At 55.6% G+C, this 20,134-nt stretch carries 14 protein-coding genes; all 14 read left to right on the top strand.

Annotation, left to right across the window (positions count from 1 at the left end; genetic code table 11):
* Window positions 1-16 precede the first annotated feature (16 nt).
* Window positions 17-802, top strand: a complete 786-nt coding sequence (locus YWK_RS0111415) for a 3-hydroxybutyrate dehydrogenase (RefSeq protein WP_026964902.1) — start codon at window positions 17-19, stop codon at window positions 800-802.
* Window positions 803-921: 119 nt separating this feature from the next.
* On the top strand, window positions 922-1,362 hold the full coding sequence (locus YWK_RS19585) for a MarR family winged helix-turn-helix transcriptional regulator (protein WP_051375508.1): 441 nt from the start codon (window positions 922-924) through the stop codon (window positions 1,360-1,362).
* Window positions 1,363-1,576: 214 nt separating this feature from the next.
* A complete protein-coding gene (locus YWK_RS19580; protein ID WP_245578601.1) occupies window positions 1,577-3,163 on the top strand; it encodes a spore germination protein in 1,587 nt (528 codons plus the stop codon).
* Window positions 3,160-4,377 carry a Ger(x)C family spore germination protein gene (locus YWK_RS0111400; RefSeq protein WP_026964901.1) on the top strand — a complete coding sequence of 406 codons (1,218 nt, stop codon included), beginning with the start codon at window positions 3,160-3,162 and terminating at the stop codon, window positions 4,375-4,377. The genes YWK_RS19580 and YWK_RS0111400 overlap by 4 nt, the downstream gene beginning before the upstream one ends.
* Window positions 4,374-4,598: a hypothetical protein gene (locus tag YWK_RS0111395; RefSeq protein WP_026964900.1), complete on the top strand. Its 225-nt coding sequence runs from the start codon at window positions 4,374-4,376 to the stop codon at window positions 4,596-4,598. Before YWK_RS0111400 ends, YWK_RS0111395 begins: the two co-directional genes overlap by 4 nt.
* Window positions 4,599-4,612: 14 nt before the next feature.
* A complete protein-coding gene (locus YWK_RS0111390; protein ID WP_035466765.1) occupies window positions 4,613-5,710 on the top strand; it encodes a GerAB/ArcD/ProY family transporter in 1,098 nt (365 codons plus the stop codon).
* Window positions 5,711-5,992: 282 nt separating this feature from the next.
* Window positions 5,993-7,081, top strand: coding sequence for a GerAB/ArcD/ProY family transporter (locus tag YWK_RS0111385; RefSeq protein WP_026964898.1), 1,089 nt, complete (start codon window positions 5,993-5,995; stop codon window positions 7,079-7,081).
* 64 nt (window positions 7,082-7,145) lie between these two features.
* Window positions 7,146-10,355: an AfsR/SARP family transcriptional regulator gene (locus YWK_RS0111380; protein WP_026964897.1), complete on the top strand. Its 3,210-nt coding sequence runs from the start codon at window positions 7,146-7,148 to the stop codon at window positions 10,353-10,355.
* Window positions 10,356-10,488: 133 nt separating this feature from the next.
* Complete coding sequence (locus YWK_RS19575; RefSeq protein ID WP_051375507.1) at window positions 10,489-10,986, top strand: NUDIX hydrolase; 498 nt, start codon at window positions 10,489-10,491, stop codon at window positions 10,984-10,986.
* 263 nt (window positions 10,987-11,249) lie between these two features.
* Window positions 11,250-12,509 carry an exonuclease SbcCD subunit D gene (locus tag YWK_RS0111370; RefSeq protein WP_026964896.1) on the top strand — a complete coding sequence of 420 codons (1,260 nt, stop codon included), beginning with the start codon at window positions 11,250-11,252 and terminating at the stop codon, window positions 12,507-12,509.
* Complete coding sequence (locus YWK_RS0111365) at window positions 12,506-16,126, top strand: AAA family ATPase (RefSeq protein WP_026964895.1); 3,621 nt, start codon at window positions 12,506-12,508, stop codon at window positions 16,124-16,126. The genes YWK_RS0111370 and YWK_RS0111365 overlap by 4 nt, the downstream gene beginning before the upstream one ends.
* 165 nt (window positions 16,127-16,291) lie before the next feature.
* On the top strand, window positions 16,292-17,734 hold the full coding sequence (locus YWK_RS19570; protein WP_051375506.1) for a spore germination protein: 1,443 nt from the start codon (window positions 16,292-16,294) through the stop codon (window positions 17,732-17,734).
* Window positions 17,734-18,834, top strand: coding sequence for a GerAB/ArcD/ProY family transporter (locus YWK_RS0111355; RefSeq protein WP_026964894.1), 1,101 nt, complete (start codon window positions 17,734-17,736; stop codon window positions 18,832-18,834). Before YWK_RS19570 ends, YWK_RS0111355 begins: the two co-directional genes overlap by 1 nt.
* Window positions 18,831-20,000, top strand: coding sequence for a Ger(x)C family spore germination protein (locus YWK_RS0111350; RefSeq protein WP_026964893.1), 1,170 nt, complete (start codon window positions 18,831-18,833; stop codon window positions 19,998-20,000). Before YWK_RS0111355 ends, YWK_RS0111350 begins: the two co-directional genes overlap by 4 nt.
* The last annotated feature ends 134 nt before the right edge of the window (window positions 20,001-20,134 follow it).

Below are 20,134 nucleotides of genomic sequence, written 5' to 3'. Positions count from 1 at the left end.
AGAGGAGTGATGAAACATGGGAAAACTGTTGCAAGGAAAAGCGGCGGTTGTGACTGGCGCGGCGAGTGGCATCGGTCTCGCCATTGCCACAAAGTTCGCCGAGGAAGGCGCACGTGTGGTCATTTCTGACCTGAGATCCGACGCGGCGGAGGAGGCTGCAGCATCGTTGCGCGAGAAAGGCTGGGATGCCCTACCCTTTGCCGCAAACGCAGGGGTCGAAGAGGACATTCGCGCGATGATTGAGTTCACGCGGGAACAGTACGGCTCCCTCGACATCCTCGTGAACAACGCCGGAATCCAGCACGTCGCAAGCATCGAGGACTTTCCGACGAAGAAGTTCCAGCAGATTGTGCAACTGATGCTCGTCGGACCCTTCATGGCCATCAAGCATGCGTTTCCGCACATGAAGGCGGCCGGTTTCGGGCGGATCATCAATATTGCATCCATCAACGGCTTGATTGGGTTTGCAGGCAAAGCGGCGTATAATTCTGCCAAGCACGGCGTCATCGGCTTAACGAAAGTTGCGGCGCTGGAAGGCGCGACACACGGCATCACTGTCAATGCGCTCTGCCCTGGCTATGTGGATACGCCACTGGTGCGCAACCAGTTGCAGGACTTGGCGAAAAACCGCGGGGTTCCCTTGGAGGCTGTGCTGGAAGAAGTCATCTATCCGTTGGTTCCGCAGCGGAGACTGCTTCTTCCAGAGGAAATTGGGGATTACGCGGTTTTTCTGGCCTCTGACAAGGGCCGAAGCATCACGGGCCAGGCCGTCGTGATTGACGGGGGCTACGTGGCACAATAATCGTTCTTAGATATGGCAACGTTGCGGTTCATGCGGGCTGGAGAACATACTGTACATCGTTCGGGCATCAAAAGGGGCAATCCTAAAAATTACTTCGTAAAGAAACGGGTGAAGCCAACATGGACACAACCCCAGGGAAGAACATTTACGCGGATTTATCGTATCAAATGTTAGTTCTACAGCGAAACTTGAATGCAAGTCTGACCAAGCTGGGGTTAACGCGGACGCAATTGCACATTTTGAGTTACCTCAGCAGACACGACAGTGTAACCGCTACCGAGCTCGCAAAAGCCGTGGACGTCAGCCCCAGTACGGTGACCTGGCAATGCGATGAGATGGAGAAAGAACAGTTGATTACACGACACCGTTCGGGCGAGGATCGGCGTGTGGTTTACGTCGCGCTCACGGAGAAAGGTCAACAAAAGCTGATTGACGTTCGGGAACGCCGAATCCAACAGCTGACCAAGCTCTTTGAGCAATTTGAGGTGCAAGACGTGGAAACGTTCCTCACGCTCGTGTCTAAGTTAAATCGAATCTCCAATGAGTTTAGTCAAGAGTAGCTCAGTGTCTAGAAAACGGTCGTGTCTCCCACGGGAGACTGCGGCCGTTTTTTATGTTCGGACGGTGTGGACGTGATATGGGTTGTTCCATGTAGTAGGGAGGAAGGGGCAGGCCGCGAGGAAACAACACGTAGCAAAATATTTTGCATCAATTGGAGTGATTTGGTCAAAATACCAAGAGAAATCATACGTACAGTCTCGGGGAGAGTATGCTGTGTTATTCAAGAAGCGGGGTACGAAGACAAAAGATCTCGGGAACCATCCCGAGAGAATCGCCGGCTTAGTGGACACCTCGTACGGTCGTCCGGATGAACCCTTGCCCTCCCGTGTAGAAGGTTTACGTGCCTGGATTGAAGCGGAGTGGCAACACTGCGACGACTTGTTGCTCCGCGAAGTGGACGTTCACGGTACCCGGGTACTCTTGCTGTGGATCCGCGGCATGGTGGACCAGGCGCGCGTGGAAGAAGGCGTTCTCAATCCTGTCTCGACCTTGCCGAAACGGCGAACGGACATCGGTCACTTGGAGTCTGTCTTGCACACGGTGCACGTCCGACGGGTAAAGACACGCCAAGAATTGAACGCTGCTGTATCCGACGGCCAAGTCGTCCTCTGCATAGACGGTTCAAAAGAGGCTCTGATTCTGGACGTTAGCCAGCCCCCTGGGAGGACCATCGAAAAAGCCGAGATCGAGCCTACTATACTAGGTCCGCAGGAGGGGTTTGTCGAGAACCTGGAACTGAACATTGCACTGCTTCGCAAGCGGATCCGCAGTCCGCGATTCAAGGTCGAATCGATGCGCATCGGTGTGTACTCCAAGACCAATTTATGCATCCTTTATATCGAAGGGATTACCAAACCGGCTTTGGTAGAGGAAGCGCACCAGCGGCTTCGCAAGATTTCCATCGATGCTGTGAATGACATCAACAAGTTGCGGGAACTCATTAGCGACGCGCCGTACACCCTGTTTCCAACGTCCGAGGAGACCGAACGACCGGACCGAGTGGTGGCTGGGCTGTTGCAAGGACGTATCGGCTTCATGCTCGACGGAGCACCGACTTGTCTGAAGGTCCCTACGCAGTTTATCCATTTCTTAACTGCAGCCGAAGACTATTACATGCACTTCACTTTGACGCTGTTCATTCGCGTCTTACGCCATGTGGCGTATTGGGCTTCCCTCTTATTACCGTCCCTGTACGTGGCGCTATTGTCTTTCAACCAAGACCTGATGCCGACGCCGCTGCTTGTCACCGTAGCATCTCAGCATCGCGGCATCCCTTTCCCAACCATATTGGAAGCGCTTTTGATGATGGGCGCTTTTGAAGTCTTGCGTGAAGCCGGCACGCGGCTGCCTCGGGCGGTCGGACAATCTGTGAGTATTGTGGGTACGCTCATTGTCGGGGATGCGGCAGTGCGTGCTGGCCTGGTGTCTCCAGGCATGGTTATCGTGGTGGCTGGGACCGGGGTCGCTTCGTTTGCTCTGCCAGCGTATGGATTTGTGAATTCGAGTCGGATTATTCAGTTTCTGTTTGTCGGCATAGCTGGCCTTGCGGGACTGGTCGGCATCGTCGTCTTCGGATTAATCATTGTGACGCATCTCGTTTCGCTCCGTTCCTTCGGCGTTCCTTACATGGCGCCGATTGCGCCCTTTTCCTGGCAGGATATCAAGGATTCATTTTTCCGAGCACCTTGGTTTGCCAACACAAAACGTCCCGGGCAGTATGAAACCCTCGACAGCGTCAGCAACCGAACTCCGGCACCACGGCCGCCCAATAAGTCTCACTTAGGCGAGGGGAAGCGATGAGATGGAGCATGCTTCGCAAGGTGGTCGCTGCTTTCGTGGTTAGCCTAGGTTCGTTGTTGTTGCCAGGGTGTGACATAAAGGAGGTGGACGACTTAAATGTCGTCTTAGCCCTCGGCATCGACCAGACCGACAACGGTTTGGTGCGAGTGACGGCCCAGATTGTGAATCCGGCTGCCGTGCCTTCGGCGGGCGCAAGTGAGTCAGGTAATGGAGCGACCGGGCGGGCCTTCATAGTCCGTGTGGAGACGGGCAGTTCCATCGAAGAAGCGGTGGAAAAATTCAATCAGGAAGTGCCACACCAAATGTACCTGGCGCACAACACCCTGGTCGTGTTCGGGAACGCCTACGCTCAACATGGTATCGAGCGGGCTTTCGACTATTTGGAACGGGACCGGTACTATCGCCGCAATGAACTACTTGTCGTGACATCGGGAACCGCAGAGGATCTTCTCTCCGCATCGACCATCCCCGACCCGCTGAACGCGATGGGCATTCGCGCGCTGGTTCAACAGACGGGGAAGATGTTTCGCATTGCCAACTCCGAGCAACAGGAGGTGATGCAGGAGTACCTGTCGCCATCACAGGCGCCCGTTGTGTCGTTGGTCGACCTGGACCCTGCAAACCATCCGGTCATGAAAGGGGTTGCCGTGTTTCGCGGTGCGAAGTTGGCCGACACATTAACACTGGATGAGACGAAGGCGTTGGCCTGGCTGTTGGAGAACACTCGCCAGGTCGAAATCCACCTGCCGTGCGATGGTCGGGGCAGCAACGTTGGAACCACCGTTCGTCTCATCGGTTCCAACACGCAGGTCGTCCCGCAATTTAGAAAAAACGGGGTTAGCTTTCTCGTAACGGTGCGTGCAGAGGCGGAGATTGAGCGGCTGTGTCCATATGAGCGTATGAGCGAAAAAACCTACAAAGAACTTGAGAAGAAGACGGCTGAGTATATGGAGCGGGAGATACAAGCGGTGGTGGCAAAGCTCCAATCCGATGGTGTGGACGCTTCCCAGTTCGGCACGAGGTTGTTCACAAAAAATCCGCGGTACTGGCGGCAGATCAGCCAGTCGTGGCCAGATGACTTCGCTAAGGCGCAAGTGACATGCAACGTACGCGTACATGTGTTCCGCTCTTCACTCAGTTCCGGGACACCAGAATCCACGGTCTCGCAGAGCGGCCTGGCTCCGCCGGCAGGACGAGGGGTGACCGTACCGTGATATGGCTCGCTCTGGTCACTGTCATTTGCATCGCTGCCGTTGACACAAACTCCCTTCGTCAGGCCAGCCGTCATGAAATCACCGTGTACGCAGCACTCGTGGTTCTGGCACTCGCCATGTCCTCGTTGGTGTCTTGGCACCTATGGTCCGATGTGCATCTTATCGCTCCGTTCGATGCGATGTTTGGCTCAATGACAAAATGGCTGTACGAAATCCTATAGGAGGCCGGCGACCCATGTCAAAGGTACAGATCTCTCGATTCCAAATTATACTCGCTCTCGTTTGGAGTGTTCTCGGCTCGGGCATCGTCACGGCCCCTTTCATCATTACCCAGTTTGTCATCCGTGACGCCTGGATCACGCTCATCCTGTTTACAGTCGGCGGCCTGGTCTCCACCAGCGTTGCGGCATTGTTCGTTCGTGTGTTACCAAACCGTTCCCTGATCTGCGGTCTTATCGATGCGTTGGGACCATGGCTCGGGCGAGTGTTTGGTCTCTGGATCCTTGTCTGGATGTACCTTGTCTCCTGCAAGACCCTCCGTGAGGGGACCTCGTTTGTAGGAATCACCATTTTACCCCAAACACCGTTATATATAATCGCATTCGCTGGTGCGATTGCTTGCTCATACGCCGTGTACATGGGTGCAGAGGTCGTCATGCGTAACGGCGAGTTTATCTCGCCGTTGGCGCTCATTGTGTTTCCTACACTCTTCGCATTGTCCATGCAGCACTTGGATGTTCAAAACCTGATGCCTGTTCTCGCCGACGGATGGCATCCGGTGTTGCGTGCTGCGGTTACACCGGATGTTACCTACGCATTGGAACTTTTGATTGGCCTGCAGTTTGCACACATGTTGCGCAACAATCGAACCCTTCCCAAGGATATGATCATTGTCACCGGCATTATCACCGTCCTCGGGATCCTCCTCGCAGTGGTCACGGTAGGCGTGGTGGGGCAGTCTGCCGGTTATCTGCAGTTCCCGATTCTTGAGGCGGTCCGCAGCATTCGCATCGGTAGGAATCTGGAACGATTGGACACGCTGTACATTTTGGGCGTGATGTCGACCGTTTTAATCAAACTGTCCGTGTTTCACTATGCATGGTGCGAAGGGATGAAGGACGTGTTCAAATTGTCCTCGCACCGTATCGTGGCGCTTTCGGGCGGATTATTGGTATGGGCCGGTAGTATTGCAGGTTTTCGCAGCCAGCTAGAGGTGAATCACTTCATGATCTCTGTAGCGCCAGCCTATTTTGTGGTGACGTTGGTTGGAATTCCTATTTTGGCTGTCCTGGTGATGGCATTTCGCAAGCGAGCAAAACGGCGTGTATGTTGAAATGGAGATGCCAAGCACCATAGAGCCTAGATTTTTTGACAAGATGACGAACATCAAATTCACCGCTCCATGATGTCTTAGTTAACATATCCGAGGTTATGGGCCGCAAGAGACGCTTCACTCAGGAGCGTCCTTGTTTTACATAAGCGCGGATGCACCACGGCCGCCCGATAAGTCTCACTTGGGCGAGGGGAAGCGATGAGATGGTGATCGCTCCTTTCGATGCGATGTTTGGCCCAGTTACAAAATGTCTGTACAAAACCTCTAGGAGGACGGCGACCCATGTCGAAGGTACAGATCTCCCGATACCAAATTACCCTCGCCCTCATTTGGAGTGTTCTCGGCACGGGCATCGTCACGGCCCCTTTCATCATTAACCAGTTCGTCATCCGCGACGCCTGGATCGCGCTGCTCCTGTTTACGGTCGGCGGCCTGTTGTCCACCACCGTCGCGATATTGTTCGTTCGTGCATTACCCAACCGATCTCTGATCGGCGGTCTTATCGATGCGTTGGGACCATGGCTCGGACGCGTGTTTGGTCTCTGGTTCCTTGTCTGGATGTACCTTGTCAGCTGCAAGACCCTCCGGGAGGGGACCTCGTTTGTAGGAATCACCATTTTACCCCAAACACCGCTATATATAATCGCATTTGCTGGTGCGATTGCTTGCTCATACGCCGTGTACATGGGAGCGGAGGTCGTCATGCGTAACGGCGAGTTTATCACCCCGTTGGCGGCTATTGTGGCTCCCGCTCTCATCGCATTGTCCATGATGCACTTGGATGTTCATAACCTGATGCCTGTGCTCGCCGACGGCTGGCAGCCGGTGTTGCGCGGTGCGGTCACACCGGATATCACCTACGCATTGGAGCTTTTGATTGGCCTGCAGTTTGTACCCATGTTGCGCAACAGCCGAGCTCTTCCCAAGGATATGATTATTGTCACCGGCATCATCACCGTCGTCGGCACCCTCCTTGGGGTGATCACGATAGGCGTGGTAGGGCAGTCCGCCAATTATCTGTCCTTCCCGGTGCTTGAGGTCGTCCGCGAAATTCGCGTCGGTAGGAATATAGAACGCCTAGACACTCTGTACATATTAGGCGTAATGTCGACCATTTTAATCAAACTGTCCGTGTTTCACTATGCATGGTGCGAAGGGATGAAGGACGTGTTCAAATTGTCCTCGCACCGTATCGTGGCGCTTTCGGGCGGCTTATTGGTATGGGCCGGTAGTATTGCACTCTTTCGCAGCCAGCTAGAGGTGAATAACTTCATGATCTCTGTCGCGCCAGCCTATTTTGTGGTGACGTTGGTTGGGATCCCCCTTTTGGCTGTCCTCGTGATGGCATTTCGGAAAAGATCAAACCGTTAGATGGAAGGACATCGGTGATATACTGGTCTCATCAGAGTGTGGCACGGAATGGAGAGGTGTGCACATGACGCGGAGACGGAACCAGATTCCCCATACACGACGGTCCGTTCTACCCAGACCGCGCCTGATGACACTGTTCTCAGAGATCACAGACTTCCCATTGACCGTGGTCAAGGCGTCTGCCGGCTATGGAAAAACGACATCGCTCACTCACTTTGTCGAGCAGTGTCGAGTCCCCGTTCATTGGCTCACACTTACGGAGGACGAGCGCGATCCACTCTCTTTCGTCGAACATCTACTCCACACGGTGTTTCCCGGTGTACACGCCTCTCCGGAGTGGGTGCGCGTGATGGAAGCAGCTCACCATCCGCTCACGTGGACCCAGTCTGCAGGATTGACGGCGGAATGGGCCGGGACGAACCTCCATGAAGCGTGCATCGTGGTCTTCGACGACTTTCACGTCTTGGACAACGACGCAGCACAGTTGCAGTGGATGGACCACTGGCTGCCTCGGTTGCCCTGGAACGTCCACGTGGTGCTGGTCACACGCACGGAGCCGACGCTGTCGCACATCGACACATTGCGTTTGCGCGGAGACGTGCTGTTCATCCGTGAGCGAGAGCTTGCGTTTACGGTAGACGAAATTCGCTTTCTGTTCCAGCCGGGGACGGGGGAAGGGGCGCCCTCGCTCGAAGTCCACCAATTGGAGTGGCTGCACGCGTGTACGCGCGGCATGGCCATGCTGCTGTCCATGGTATGGAGGGAGTGGCGTGTGAACGGATGGGGCGAACATGTGGAGTCCCTGTTTGACACAGGCAGCTCCATCAAATCTCAAATCGGTCCCCTGTTTTTGTCTGGGCTCGACCACGAGCATCGTCACTTCCTGATGCAAACGTCCGTTCTGAATGCCCTCACGGCCGAAGTGTGTGACGCGGTCGCCGAGCGCGAGGACAGTGCGCATCTGCTGCGCGACTGTGAGCGCAACGGGTACATCATGGCAGATCCGGAGGGTACGTCCTATTCCTTGCATCCCCTCATTCGAGACCACCTGGTACATCAATTGGCTCCGACAGACAAACAAGCGCTCCTGCAGCGCGCGATTCGCTGGCACTTGGACGCTGGACAGGTAAGCCGCGCGGTCAGCTATCTGTTTCAGCTGGACGATTTCGCGGACGTCGAGCGCGGACTCCTGCAGCATATTCCAGACTTTTTGCTGCGCGGGCAAGTATCCACTGTACGGGGGTGGCTGGACAGGTTGCCGCCGAACGTGATTCGGCAGTCTCCAGGTTTGCTCGTGGCGAGAGGGGATGTGGCGCGGCATGCCAATCGGTTCGCCGCCGCCCTGCAAGATTACCGGCGGGCGTATGAAGTCGCCGCCAGCAGGGGTGATGACCGGCTGGCTGCAGAAGCCCTGCTCGGCAGTGCGCGATTGTACCTCGACACCATTCAACCGTCACTCGCCGTGAACAGCATTCGCGAAGCGCGTCGGCACATTCATCGGGCAGATGTCGATACGCGGGTGGCCATGCTTCAGGTGGAATTTGAAAACGCTATCAACCTCGGCAAGGTGCGGCGGGCGCGGAGATTGATGAAACTGCTCACAGCCATAGACGAGACGCATGTGCCTGCAAACAACAGTGATGCCCGCCTGCTCCTCCGCACAGGTCACCTTGCAGAGGCCATTCGGCTGCTCAAGTCTCGCGTCGGCGCACAAGAGAACGTTCAGCGCACCGCGCTTTCTCACCGAGAAGCGAATTTGCTGCTGGCGCTGCTCTACTCCATGACGGGGAATGCGGCGGCGGCCCAAGAGCAGGCGCTGTTGGGCCACTCCGTTGGCGATTCGCTGCAGGCGCCGTTCACCAGCGCAGTCGGGTTCATCCGCCTCGGACACGCATATCACCTGGACCATCCTCTCGGGGACCAGGCCCTTCAAGCCTACCAGATGGCCGTCCAGCGGATGGACGAAATGGACCTGCCACGCGGGAAGTCGGAGGCGTTGTTGGGGCTCTGCTTGGCACACGGGTACCGGGGGCAGTACGTCATAGCCCGCAACTGTGCGGAGCAAGGGGTTCACATTGCGGAACAGGTGGGCGACGTCTGGATGGCGCACCTTGTGCACTTGAGTCTGGCACAGGTGGCGTGCGTGAACGGGCAGTTTCAGGACGCGTTGGTACACATTCGTCTGTGTGCCACCGCATTTCGCCAGTGCAACGATGTGTTTTTATACATCACGACACTACTTTGGCGAGCCATCGCACAGGCGGGGATGGGGTATGATGTCGCAGCGGATGAAACGGTATCGGAACTCCTGCCGTTGGTGGCACAGCATCAGTACGAGGATTTGCTGCTCCAGTCCACGCTGTTTGGCCCGAAAGACGTGCAGCAGGTGGTTCCTCTCTTACAGAGGCACCGCTACAGCGGGCGGGAGCGAGAGATGGCGCACGAACTTCTCTGTCGCCTTGGGTGTGAAAACCTGGAGGGTCATCCGGGGTACGCCGTCCGTGTGCAGACCTTGGGCGAATTCCGAGCTTGGCGCGGCTTCACCGAAATCTCTCGGAAGGAATGGCAACGCGAAAAGGCCCGTCAATTGTTTCAGTTTTTGCTCACGCACCGCGGGGTGCACTTGCATCGGGACGAAATCACAGAACAATTGTGGGGTGATGTTCCGGCAGAGATTGCAGAGAGAGACTTTAAAGTCGCACTCAACGTTCTGTCGGCGGCACTCGAGCCACGAAAACAGACCCGCGGGCCGACCGTGTTGATTGAACGAATGGGCAGCACCTACGCGCTGACTCCAGGGAACTTGTTGGTCGTGGACAAGGATGTCTTTGTGGACGCGGTGAACGCAGCCAACAAGGCTCCGCCTGAGCAACGGCGCAACCTGCTCCGCCGCGCACTCTCGTTTTACAAAGGAGACTACCTTCCGGAGATGAAGTACGAGGGGTGGAGTGAGGTGGAGCGGGAGCGGCTGCACGTCCTGTACGTGCGAACAGTGCTGGATTACAGTGCAGCCTGTTTGGAAGAGCGCATGTACGCGGAGGTCATTCGCGTCTGCGAGGAATTGCTGCAGGTGGACCCCGTGCAGGAAGAAGCGTATGTTCATGTCATGTACGCCTACGCGGCGCTTGGCAATCGTCCCATGGTAGTGCAGACGTTCCGCCATTGCGAGCGCGCACTGGAACGGGAATTCGGGGTCAGTCTCTTGCCATCCACGCGGGAACTGTACCATCAGCTGGTGCAGGAACGCTCAGTGTTTCCTCGTCGTGCGGAGTGACTCTGGTGGAATTTTGCAAATCGCTTGTATCTTTGTTGACAAATCACTGGACTTGTGTCTATAGATGTTGGCAAACCGCCGAGCACGTCCGGCAATCATAGAACGGAACGGCTCCAGGATTCAGGAGGACGACATGCGACTGCCGTACACCATATGTTTCATTCAACGCAACCACCAGATCCTGATGATCCATCGGAAAAAAGATCCCAATAAAGACAAGTGGAACGGCGTCGGAGGCAAAATTGAACCCGGTGAATCACCGCTTGCTGCCTGCATTCGAGAAGTGAGAGAAGAAACCGGATTGCGCGTTCGAAACGTCGCGTTTCGCGGCATCGTTTCATTCAATCAGGAGAGTGGCATGTACGTATTCACAGCAGAAAGCTCGTCCGGTGAAATCCGAGCGTCGGAGGAAGGCGAATTGGAGTGGAAGTCACTGCTGTGGGTGATGACCTCTCCTGATGCCACGACGACGCTACCGTACTTCCTGCCGGAAGTGCTTGGAGCAAATCCGCCTGTGGAGCACGCGTTTACGTTCATCCAAGATGGGGCGGAATACGGGGACATCGTGGACTACGAAATGAGGCCCCTTCGCACAGAGTGGGCATTGGTGGAACAGCCTGTAAGAATATAGCGCAGCGAGTGCGTGAGTACAAGCACAAGAAGGCCCACGGGTGGGACAAGGTGAAGCATCGTCGCCATCCTCTCACACCCAAAGGGAAGTCATGGTTCTAACGCTAGTATGCATGGCATCATTTTTACGAGCAATTTACAATCTCCTCTTGAGTTCTTCGTCGTGATTTTGCAAATCGCTGATAACCCCTGTGAATTCCAGCAGGGGTTTCGTGTGTTTACGGGGAACTGAACTAACACGGATTCTGAACGGAGGATAACTCGATGAGAGTGTTACATACAGCAGATTGGCACTTTGGAAAGACGTTGGAAGGGCGAGATAGAATTCCCGAACAGCGACAGTTTGTCGATGAGCTGGCGGGGATTTGCGATGACGAGCGCATTGACCTCGTATTGATGGCGGGGGACGTATTTCAGACGGTGAATCCCAGCGCGGAGGCGGAAGAACTGTTCTATGAAGCGTTGGATAAGCTGTCGGCTGGCGGAACGCGCGGCATCGTCGCGATTGCAGGCAACCACGACAACCCGGAGCGGATGGCAGCGGCGTCTCCGCTTGCAGAGAAGCTGGGCATGACGTTAATCGGGCTGCCGCATCAGGCGCTGTCTGCACAGACGCCGAATCCAAGCAGGCCGTGGCGTGTCGCCGCAGGCCCGTCATGGCTTGAACTGGCCGTGCCGGGGTGTGACCACACGGCAGTGATTGCCGCGTTGCCGTACCCATCGGAGGCGCGTTTGAAGGAATTGCTCACACAAAGTTTAGACGAGGCGGAGTGGGTGGAACAGTACAATGACCGCATTGCACAGATGTTTTCCCACCTTGCCCGTCATTTCAAATCCGACGCAGTCAACCTCGCCATGAGCCACTTGTTCGTTCGGGGCGGCATCGAGTCCGACTCGGAAGTGCAGATTCAGGTCGGCGGCACGTATGCGGTGGACCCGGATGCGTTCCCGGGGCGTGCGCAGTACGTGGCGCTCGGACACCTGCACCGACCGCAGGTGGTGGCAGGCGCACCGGTGCCGACGCGGTACGCCGGATCGCCCTTGGCGTACAGTTTTTCCGAGGTCGGCTACAGCAAATCTGTGGTGGTCCTCGATGTCCAACCGGGGCGTCCAGCGGACATTCGGGAAGTGTTTCTGGCTTCCGGCAAGCCGCTCGTGCGTTGGACGGCGAAAGAAGGTCTTTCGCAGGTGGTGCAGTGGGTGGAGGAAGGCCGGGATGCCAATGCCTGGATTGATTTGGAGATCCACCTCAAAGATCCGCTGACGATGGAAGAAACGCACATGCTCCGCACCATTCACCCGGGCTTCGTCAACATCCGGCCGGTGTTTCAGGTGGAGGGTGTGAATGCGGTCACGGCTGCGGAGCGCAAGAACCTGCCGATGGACGAAATGTTTGTGCGTTTTTTCGAACGGCAGAAAGGGTACACACCGGATGATGGACTGGTCCAACTGTTCTTGGAACTGGTGGCGGACGAGCCGGCAGACGCACCCGCGGCGGAGGACACGGAGGAGGTTGCGGGATGAAGCCCATCAAGCTTAGCATTGCGGGGCTGCACAGCTTCCGCGAGACCCAGGAGATTTCCTTTGAAGAACTGTCGGATACGGGTGTGTTTGGCATTTTCGGGCCGACTGGCAGCGGCAAGTCGACGATTCTTGACGCCATGACACTGGCGTTGTACGGATCCGTCGGACGCGCAGAGCACAACACGCGAGGCATCCTCAACCACGCGGAGAAGACGCTCACGGTCGCCTTCGAGTTTGAAATTGGGACGAATCCGAGACGGCGTTACCGGGCCGAGCGGATGTACCGGCGTCGCGACGAATTGTCGGTCCAAAACGTGCGGAGCCGCTTTATCGAATGCTCCCCAGCGGGGGACATTGTGCTGGCAGATAAAGACTCGGAGGTCACTGCGCAGGTCAAGCGAGTGCTCGGCCTGGAACCGGAGGACTTCACGCGCGCGGTTGTGCTGCCGCAGGGCAAGTTCGCGGAGTTTTTGTACCTCAAAGGCGCGGATCGGAACAAGATGTTACAGCGACTGTTCTCCTTGGAGAAGTACGGAGATGGATTGCAGCAGAAGGTCAAGGCCCGGTTGGAAGCGGCAGAACGGGAAATGGCCGTCCTCGCGGCAGAGCAGTTAGGGCTCGGCGACGCCTCTGCGGATGCGGTCGAGGCGGCGAAGGCTACGTTGGCGGATGCACAAAACGCGGAGCAGGCGGCCATGGTGCGGCTGACGGATGCGCGTACAGCGATGGATCAGGCGCGGGCCATCTGGGAGAAACAACAACAACTGGCGGATATTGAGGCACAATTGCGCGCGTACGAACAACAGGCAGACCAGGTTCGGCAATGGGAGCGTACACTGGAAGCCGCAGCGCGTGCGCGGCTTGTGGCGCCGTTTATCCAGGCAGCTTCCGAGGGGTGCTTGCGGATGCAGCAAGCCGACAGTGCATATCGGCAACTCGCTGCACAAGCGAAGGTTCGAAAGGCGGAGACTGAGTCATTGCGGCAGGCCTGGGAACGCGCCAAAGCCGAGCAGCAAACACAGGAACCGCAGCTTCGCCACCGCCAGAAGGAACTTGAGGAAGCACTCCTTTGGGAGCAGGAGTGGCGGGCATTATCCAAGGAACTGGAAGCGTTCCGGAAGGAACACGCCGAGCTTACGCGCAAGCAAACGCAACTTCGGAACGAGGTGGCGGAACTCGAGCAAACCCTTGCGGCGGCGGCTGCGCGGAAAGCGGAGTTGCAAGGCTACATTCGGGAGCGCACGGTGTCTCCGGGGCGGCGCCTCCGCGTGCAGTCCTGGCGTCAGTTGACGGATCACTATGTGCATGTACGGCGTGAATGGGAGGAGTCTGGTGAGGCACTCGCGGATCGATCCGCGACATGGACCCAGACCACCACGCGTTGCGAAGTCGCCGAAGCGACGCTCAGGGCGCTGGAACAAGAGGCAGCAGAAGTGCAGAGCGCCCTCGAGCAACACGAGGCCATTCCCCACCGAGCCCTGGACGACGTCCGGCGGGCGGAGGCCGATTTGCAGCGAATTCGTGATCTGCTGCGACAGATGGAATCGGTTGAGGCGCAGAAAGATTCGGCGCTGCAGGCGCAGATGCGGTGGGCCAGCGAGCTGCAGGAGCGGACGGATGCGCTTGCGGCCAAGATACGCGACCGCGAGCAATGGGAGACGCAGGTGGCGGAACTGGAGCGCCGACGCGACGCTGTCCAGCAGCAAATGGCCGCCGCGCTGTTGGCGAGCGGGTTGCGGGACGGGGAGCCGTGTCCTGTGTGTGGATCGGCGGCGCATCCGCAGCCAGCGCACGTACACGACCGGTCTCCTGAGGTGATGGCGCAAGTGACGGCAGACCTGGATGCCGCGCGCGGTGCGTTAGAGAGTGCAAAGAACGAGGCTCATTCGCTGGAGCGATTGCGCATGGAAGCGGAGGCGGCGCTGCGGCAGGCGGAGAGTTCGTTGCAGGCGGCAGACGGGACGTTCCAAGACGTGCAGATCCGGGTGCGTGACATTCGCGACGACGCACACGTCGCGAATGCAGCGGCCTTGCGCGCGTGGGTTGACGCAGAGGCCAAGCGCCTCGCAGCGGACGAGCAAGCGGCACAGCAGTGGATGCAGGCGCATGAGGCGCTGACGGAGCGCCGACAAGCGACGCGGGACGCCGCAAATGAGCAGCGGATTGTGGTCGCGAGCCTGGCTTCGGAAGCCAAGAGTCTGCGGGAAGAGGTGGACAGGCTTGAGCGGCAGCGCCAGGCGGCGGAAACGCGGCTTCTGGAGGCAAAGCAGCGCCTGGAAGCAGAGCTGGTGGATGCAGAAGGCGTGCCGGACCTGGACGTGCAGAGTGACGCGTGGACAGCGTGGCTTCAGCGCCAAGTGGATCAAATCGCGGCGGACGACGAACTTGTGGATGGTGCAAAACGCGAGGTAGATCAACTGGAGGCGGAGATGGCGCGCCTCGCCGCCGAGCAGAACAGGCAGAACGCCAAGCTCACAGAGGTACAAGTGGCGGTTGCGCAAGTGGAAGTCGAAGTTCGAGGACGGACGGAGCGGGTCAAAAGCCTGGAATCGGCCATTCGAGAGCGGGCCGGCGAGCAGTCTCCGGCAGTCGTGCTGGAGACGGTGCAGCAAACGCTGCAGAAATTGTCGGATGATGTGGCAACGGCGGAAGCGGCCTACCGTGACTCGGAAGAAACACTGCGCACCATGGAAAAAGATGTGGCTGTGGCGCGGACCCGGCTGGAACAACTCACGACGCAGTACGAGAGGGCCGAGGCCGCGCTGGCGGAAAAACTGCAGGAGCACCAGTTCGTCACGGTGGCGGAAGCGGAAGACGCGATGTTGGATGATGCAGAGTTCGAAGAACGGCAGGCGCGGGTACAGGCGTACGCCAATGGGATGAAGCGGTTAGAAGCGCAGAGAGAGCCACTGTTGGCCCAGCTTGGCGACACGAGAATCCAACCGGAGGAATGGCAGCAGGTACAGGAGCGGCTCGCAGATGCAGACAGGCGGTGGAAGGACGCCGTATCGGCAGTGGGGGCGGCGCAGGAGGCGCTCACAGACGTCTGCAAGCGGCACGAGTCGTGGAAGAAGCTTGAAGCGAGGCGCGTACAGTGCGCCGAGTTGGTCGGGCAGCTGACCACATTGCGCCAGGTGTTGAGCGGGAACCGCTTTGTGGAATTCGTGGCGGAAGAGCAGTTGGAGTTTGTGGCGCAGCACGCGTCGGAACGGCTGAAACAGCTCACGCGCAACCGCTACGCATTGGAACTCTCAGCCGACGGGCGATTCGTGATGCGCGACGACTTTAACGGAGGCGTGCGGAGACCGGCCACCACATTATCTGGTGGTGAGACGTTCCTCACGTCGTTGTCACTCGCATTGGCCCTGTCCACGCAAATTCAGTTGCAAGGCCAATATCCGCTGGAATTTTTCTTCCTGGACGAAGGATTTGGTACGTTGGATCCGGAACTGCTGGACGTGGTGATGAACACGCTCGAAAAGCTGCACATGGAGAACATGACCATTGGTGTCATCAGCCACGTGCCAGAACTTCGACAGCGACTGCAGCGGCGCTTGGTGGTGCACCCAGCGGAACCCGCGGGGCGGGGGACACGCGTCTCTGTGGAACGGGCTTGAGGTATAAAGCGCAAGCACGGTGATAGTCGAGCAACTTGAAAATACCACGATGCATGAAGGGAGGTGCCAGATGGTGCCTCCCTTCGTTGTGTAATTTACACCAGGGTTGGGAATCTATAAGCGTGCGACGAGCTGATCATTCAATTCTCAGGGAGCACATGTCACTTGAAAACGACGCAGCAGCTTTTAAAGAGCATAGATCCGTCATTTGACGTCGTGGTGCGACCGATACCAAATGCCCGCATGGATGTCGTATTCATTTCCACCATTGTTGACCTAACAAGGGTAGAGGAACGGTTATTGGGGCCGCTCACTCACATACCTCGCCAGCGGCGGGGCGATGTGTCGGATTGGTTGGACAATACGTTGCGATTGTCAGATATCAAACGGGTCTCGAACGTCGATGACGCTGTGAAGGCTCTGTTTGCCAATTACGCTGTCTTGTGCTTGCAAAGAGAGTACATCATCGTGGGGGTGCAAGGGCTCAGTCGAAGACAGCCTCAGGAACCATCGACGGATATCGCCATACGCGGTCCTCGAGATGGGTTCACGGAATCCATTGATACCAATGTGTCTCTTCTGCGTACGAGGCTTAAGGATCCAAAACTCATCTTCGACAAATTTATTATCGGAGAACGGACGCGAACCACGGTGCTGTTGGCGTATGTACGTGACTTGGCCCATCCAGACATTGTTCGAGAAGCGACTGAGCGCATCCAGCGGGTGAAAATTGATGGTCTGCTCGAAAATGGTGTTTTGGAGCAGTGGATTGAAGATAATCCCTGGAGCCCGTATCCACAGATACAATCAACAGAGCGCCCGGACAAAACAGTAGCCGCCTTGCTGGAGGGGAGAATCGCCATTTTAGCGGACGGGACGCCTTTTGTGCTGTTAGCTCCCGCCGTCATGGTCTCGTTTTTTCAAACGACAGATGATTACTCACAACGATGGTGGTCAGGCACAGTACTCCGTCTGATTCGGATATTTGCCTTGATGGTATCTATTTTTGCTCCATCTTTGTACATCGCGCTCACCATGTATAATCCTGAGTTGATTCCGTTGACCATGGTGCTGCAGTTGGCCGCAACGCGGGAAGGAATTCCTTTACCGATTGTGATGGAAGCTCTGTTTATGGAGCTCATGGTGGAGTTGGTTCGCGAAGCAGGCAATCGAATGCCTCATCAAATGGGACAATCCTATGCGATTGTCGGTGGCTTAGTGATTGGCAATATTGCGGTGCAAGCCGGCATTGTCAGTCCGATGATGGTCATCGCTGTCGCTCTGACGGCGCTCGGTGCATTTGCCATTCCGAACTACGAAGCCGCTTTTGTTACTCGAATGATACGTTTTCCCATGTTGATGGCCACGTCGTTGTTTGGAATTATTGGCACTTTGGGGTTTGCACTCATCTTGTGTGCCCATTTGTCGACGTTGAAATCCTTTGGCGTACCGTATTTGACACCCTTTTCACAAATGAATGTTCCGGACTTGAAAGACACGCTGGTTCGACCCCCTGTTCAGGTCACGACCTCCCGACCCGCTACGTACTGGAGTCCTCGTAGTTGGTTGCGGAGAGCCACGTATCGAACGAAGAGGAGTAAAGCATGATGAAGCAAGTCAACCGGAACGTATTGGCCATTCTGCTATTTGAATGTTTATTGGGAACGGGTACGGCAGAATGGATCCCCTCTTGGACTGAGGAGCTCCACTCGGCGGTATGGGCTCTGTTTACTTTGTATGTGCTGCTCATGTTTGGGGTTGGTTTGCTGATGATTCGTCTGATGCAAAGCATGCCGAAGGAATTCGCTGGCTGCACCATGTTTGATTATTTTTTCGGTCAAAAGGTTGGCGCCGTTCTCAATGTGTCCCTGATAGGCACTTTGTTAACTTATACTGGAAAATCTCTTTTGTTGGGTGTGTCATTGATTCATTACGCAGCGCTGCCCTACACTCCCACCGTGGCGTTGGTTCTGTTGAGCCTTTTCGTCTCGGTTCAACTGCTGAGTGCAGGATTCGAGGCCATGCTCCGATTTCAGATTGTACTGTTTTGGCCTGCTTTCATTTTGGCCACCATCTTGCTGTTGATTTCCTTTCGAACTTCGGATTTTTCAAATTTACTACCTGCTGTACCAACGACTTGGAAGCCTGTCGTTCACTCCGCGCCGAGAGTCATGCAGCTTTTACCCGGTCTGATTCTTCTTGTCGTATATCTTCCTATTTTTAAAAAATTTGGCATGTCTGCTGACAATTCAAATCGTAGCTTTGTTTACGCGAGCATCGGCATTGTCTTGTTGCATGCATTGAACTTACTCGCCGTGTTGGCTGTTTTGGGACCGTTCGAAGCTTCCTCGTTACAGTGGCCTGTGTTAGAGATGATTCGAATTCAAAAATTGACAGGTCCATTCCTGGAACGATTGGATTTGATTTTCCTGCTACCCGTATTGATTTCGGTCGTATCCGCGGTGAATCTATATGCGTACGGAGCCTACTATGTATTGTCTCATTACACGAAACCATATCAGCGACAAGCACTGATCTTCATATTTACGACTGTGTTATTGCTTACCACCCTACCGAGTAATAGCGAACGATTCAATGATGTTTACGGAGTCATTGTTACAGCATTTGAGTTGATGTTCTTTAGTCTCATGCCTTTCATGTGGCTCAGAAGCTACATGAGGGTAAGAGAAAGGCGTATTGCAAAATGAAGAATCGCCTGTGGACATTGCTGCTTTGCACCATTCTGACTTGTTTGTTGCCCGGTTGTTGGGATGGTGTTGAATTACAGAAGCGAGCCGTGGTGTTGATGATGGGAATCGACCCCAGTGACCAAGATGACCATGGTGTCAAAGTGAGTTTGCAACTGGCACGGCCACAAAGTTTCAGTCGATCACCACAAGGCTCAACGAGTTCAAGAGAGGACAATACCGCCGTAATTACCAAGAGCGGGACAGAGGTAACCGATGCTTTACGCAAAATTCAGCTTTCGATTGACCGCAACTTGTTTTTTGGTCATGTTCGAGCAGTTGTAATCAATCAAGTCATCGCTCAGCGTGGGATGCTGCCCGTGGTGAGTCCGGTGTTGCAGTCTCGTATCACACCGAGAGAATCTTGGCTGTTTGTTTCCTCGAGTCCTGCTCGGGAAGTTCTGGAGTACACGCCAGCACTAGATGCCATTCCGTCCACGTACTTTACGAACTATTTTGAAAACCGGTTATTACTCAATCGCCCATATGAAGTCACTTTAGGCGGCTTTCATCAAAGATTGGTGACGCCTGGAATACAGCCCTTTGCCATCTGGATTGGACGAGGAAATGACGGACTCTCTGCACCTCGGATTGAGGGGATTGCGGCCTTTTCGGCGGATGAGTTTGTCGGTGGACTCAATACGCAGCAGGCTCTCGGTTGGCTGTTCATCCAAAATCAGTTTCCAAAGTCGCCGTTGTCATTTCAATGTCCCACCAAAAAAGATGGACAGTTTGTTGTGAATGTAAAATCCGTCAAAAGCACCTTGCGTATGATTCACCTCAAATCGAATGAACCACAAGCCATCGTCCACCTGCGTTTGAAAGGATGGGTTGAAGGTGGAGCTTGTGTGATTGAGACCAACCAAATGGAACTAGAGCAGTTAAGGCAACAGGTGAAGAACGAGGTGAAAAACGTGGTGGAAACCAGTATCCAACAGTGTCAAGCAATGAACACAGACATATTTGGAATGGGTCGAAACGTGTACCGTTATTCACCTCGGGATTGGCATGGAGACAACGAATGGGATCAAACGTTTCGAAAGGTAAAGACAACCGTGCAAGTTGACGTTCAACTCGACTTTTTACAGGCATATAAAAAGTCAGCCTTGCCGCTGGTACGTCAGTGAGCGATTTGTACGGTGCAGGGTTCGGTATTGTTTTCGTTGACAAAATAGGGCTGTCCTCTTCCCATTTTACGATGGGATTTGGGACAGCCTCATAATCCTAAACGACGATGTAGCTCGGAGCGAAACTGGGGCGT

It is taken from the genome of Alicyclobacillus pomorum DSM 14955 (assembly GCF_000472905.1).
Taxonomy (GTDB): domain Bacteria; phylum Bacillota; class Bacilli; order Alicyclobacillales; family Alicyclobacillaceae; genus Alicyclobacillus_A; species Alicyclobacillus_A pomorum.
The sequence above is the reverse complement of the archived record's forward strand: the minus strand, read 5'-3'. Positions and strand labels throughout refer to the sequence as shown.

What these genes read in the sequence shown, in the direction of transcription:
- YWK_RS0111415 (WP_026964902.1), top strand. Translation starts at nt 17, where the DNA reads ATGGGAAAACTGTTGCAAGGAAAAGCGGCGGTTGTGACTGGCGCGGCG.
- YWK_RS19585 (WP_051375508.1), top strand. Translation starts at nt 922, where the DNA reads ATGGACACAACCCCAGGGAAGAACATTTACGCGGATTTATCGTATCAA.
- YWK_RS0111400 (WP_026964901.1), top strand. Translation starts at nt 3,160, where the DNA reads ATGAGATGGAGCATGCTTCGCAAGGTGGTCGCTGCTTTCGTGGTTAGC.
- YWK_RS0111390 (WP_035466765.1), top strand. Translation starts at nt 4,613, where the DNA reads ATGTCAAAGGTACAGATCTCTCGATTCCAAATTATACTCGCTCTCGTT.
- YWK_RS0111385 (WP_026964898.1), top strand. Translation starts at nt 5,993, where the DNA reads ATGTCGAAGGTACAGATCTCCCGATACCAAATTACCCTCGCCCTCATT.
- YWK_RS0111380 (WP_026964897.1), top strand. Translation starts at nt 7,146, where the DNA reads ATGACGCGGAGACGGAACCAGATTCCCCATACACGACGGTCCGTTCTA.
- YWK_RS19575 (WP_051375507.1), top strand. Translation starts at nt 10,489, where the DNA reads ATGCGACTGCCGTACACCATATGTTTCATTCAACGCAACCACCAGATC.
- YWK_RS0111370 (WP_026964896.1), top strand. Translation starts at nt 11,250, where the DNA reads ATGAGAGTGTTACATACAGCAGATTGGCACTTTGGAAAGACGTTGGAA.
- YWK_RS0111365 (WP_026964895.1), top strand. Translation starts at nt 12,506, where the DNA reads ATGAAGCCCATCAAGCTTAGCATTGCGGGGCTGCACAGCTTCCGCGAG.
- YWK_RS0111355 (WP_026964894.1), top strand. Translation starts at nt 17,734, where the DNA reads ATGAAGCAAGTCAACCGGAACGTATTGGCCATTCTGCTATTTGAATGT.
- YWK_RS0111350 (WP_026964893.1), top strand. Translation starts at nt 18,831, where the DNA reads ATGAAGAATCGCCTGTGGACATTGCTGCTTTGCACCATTCTGACTTGT.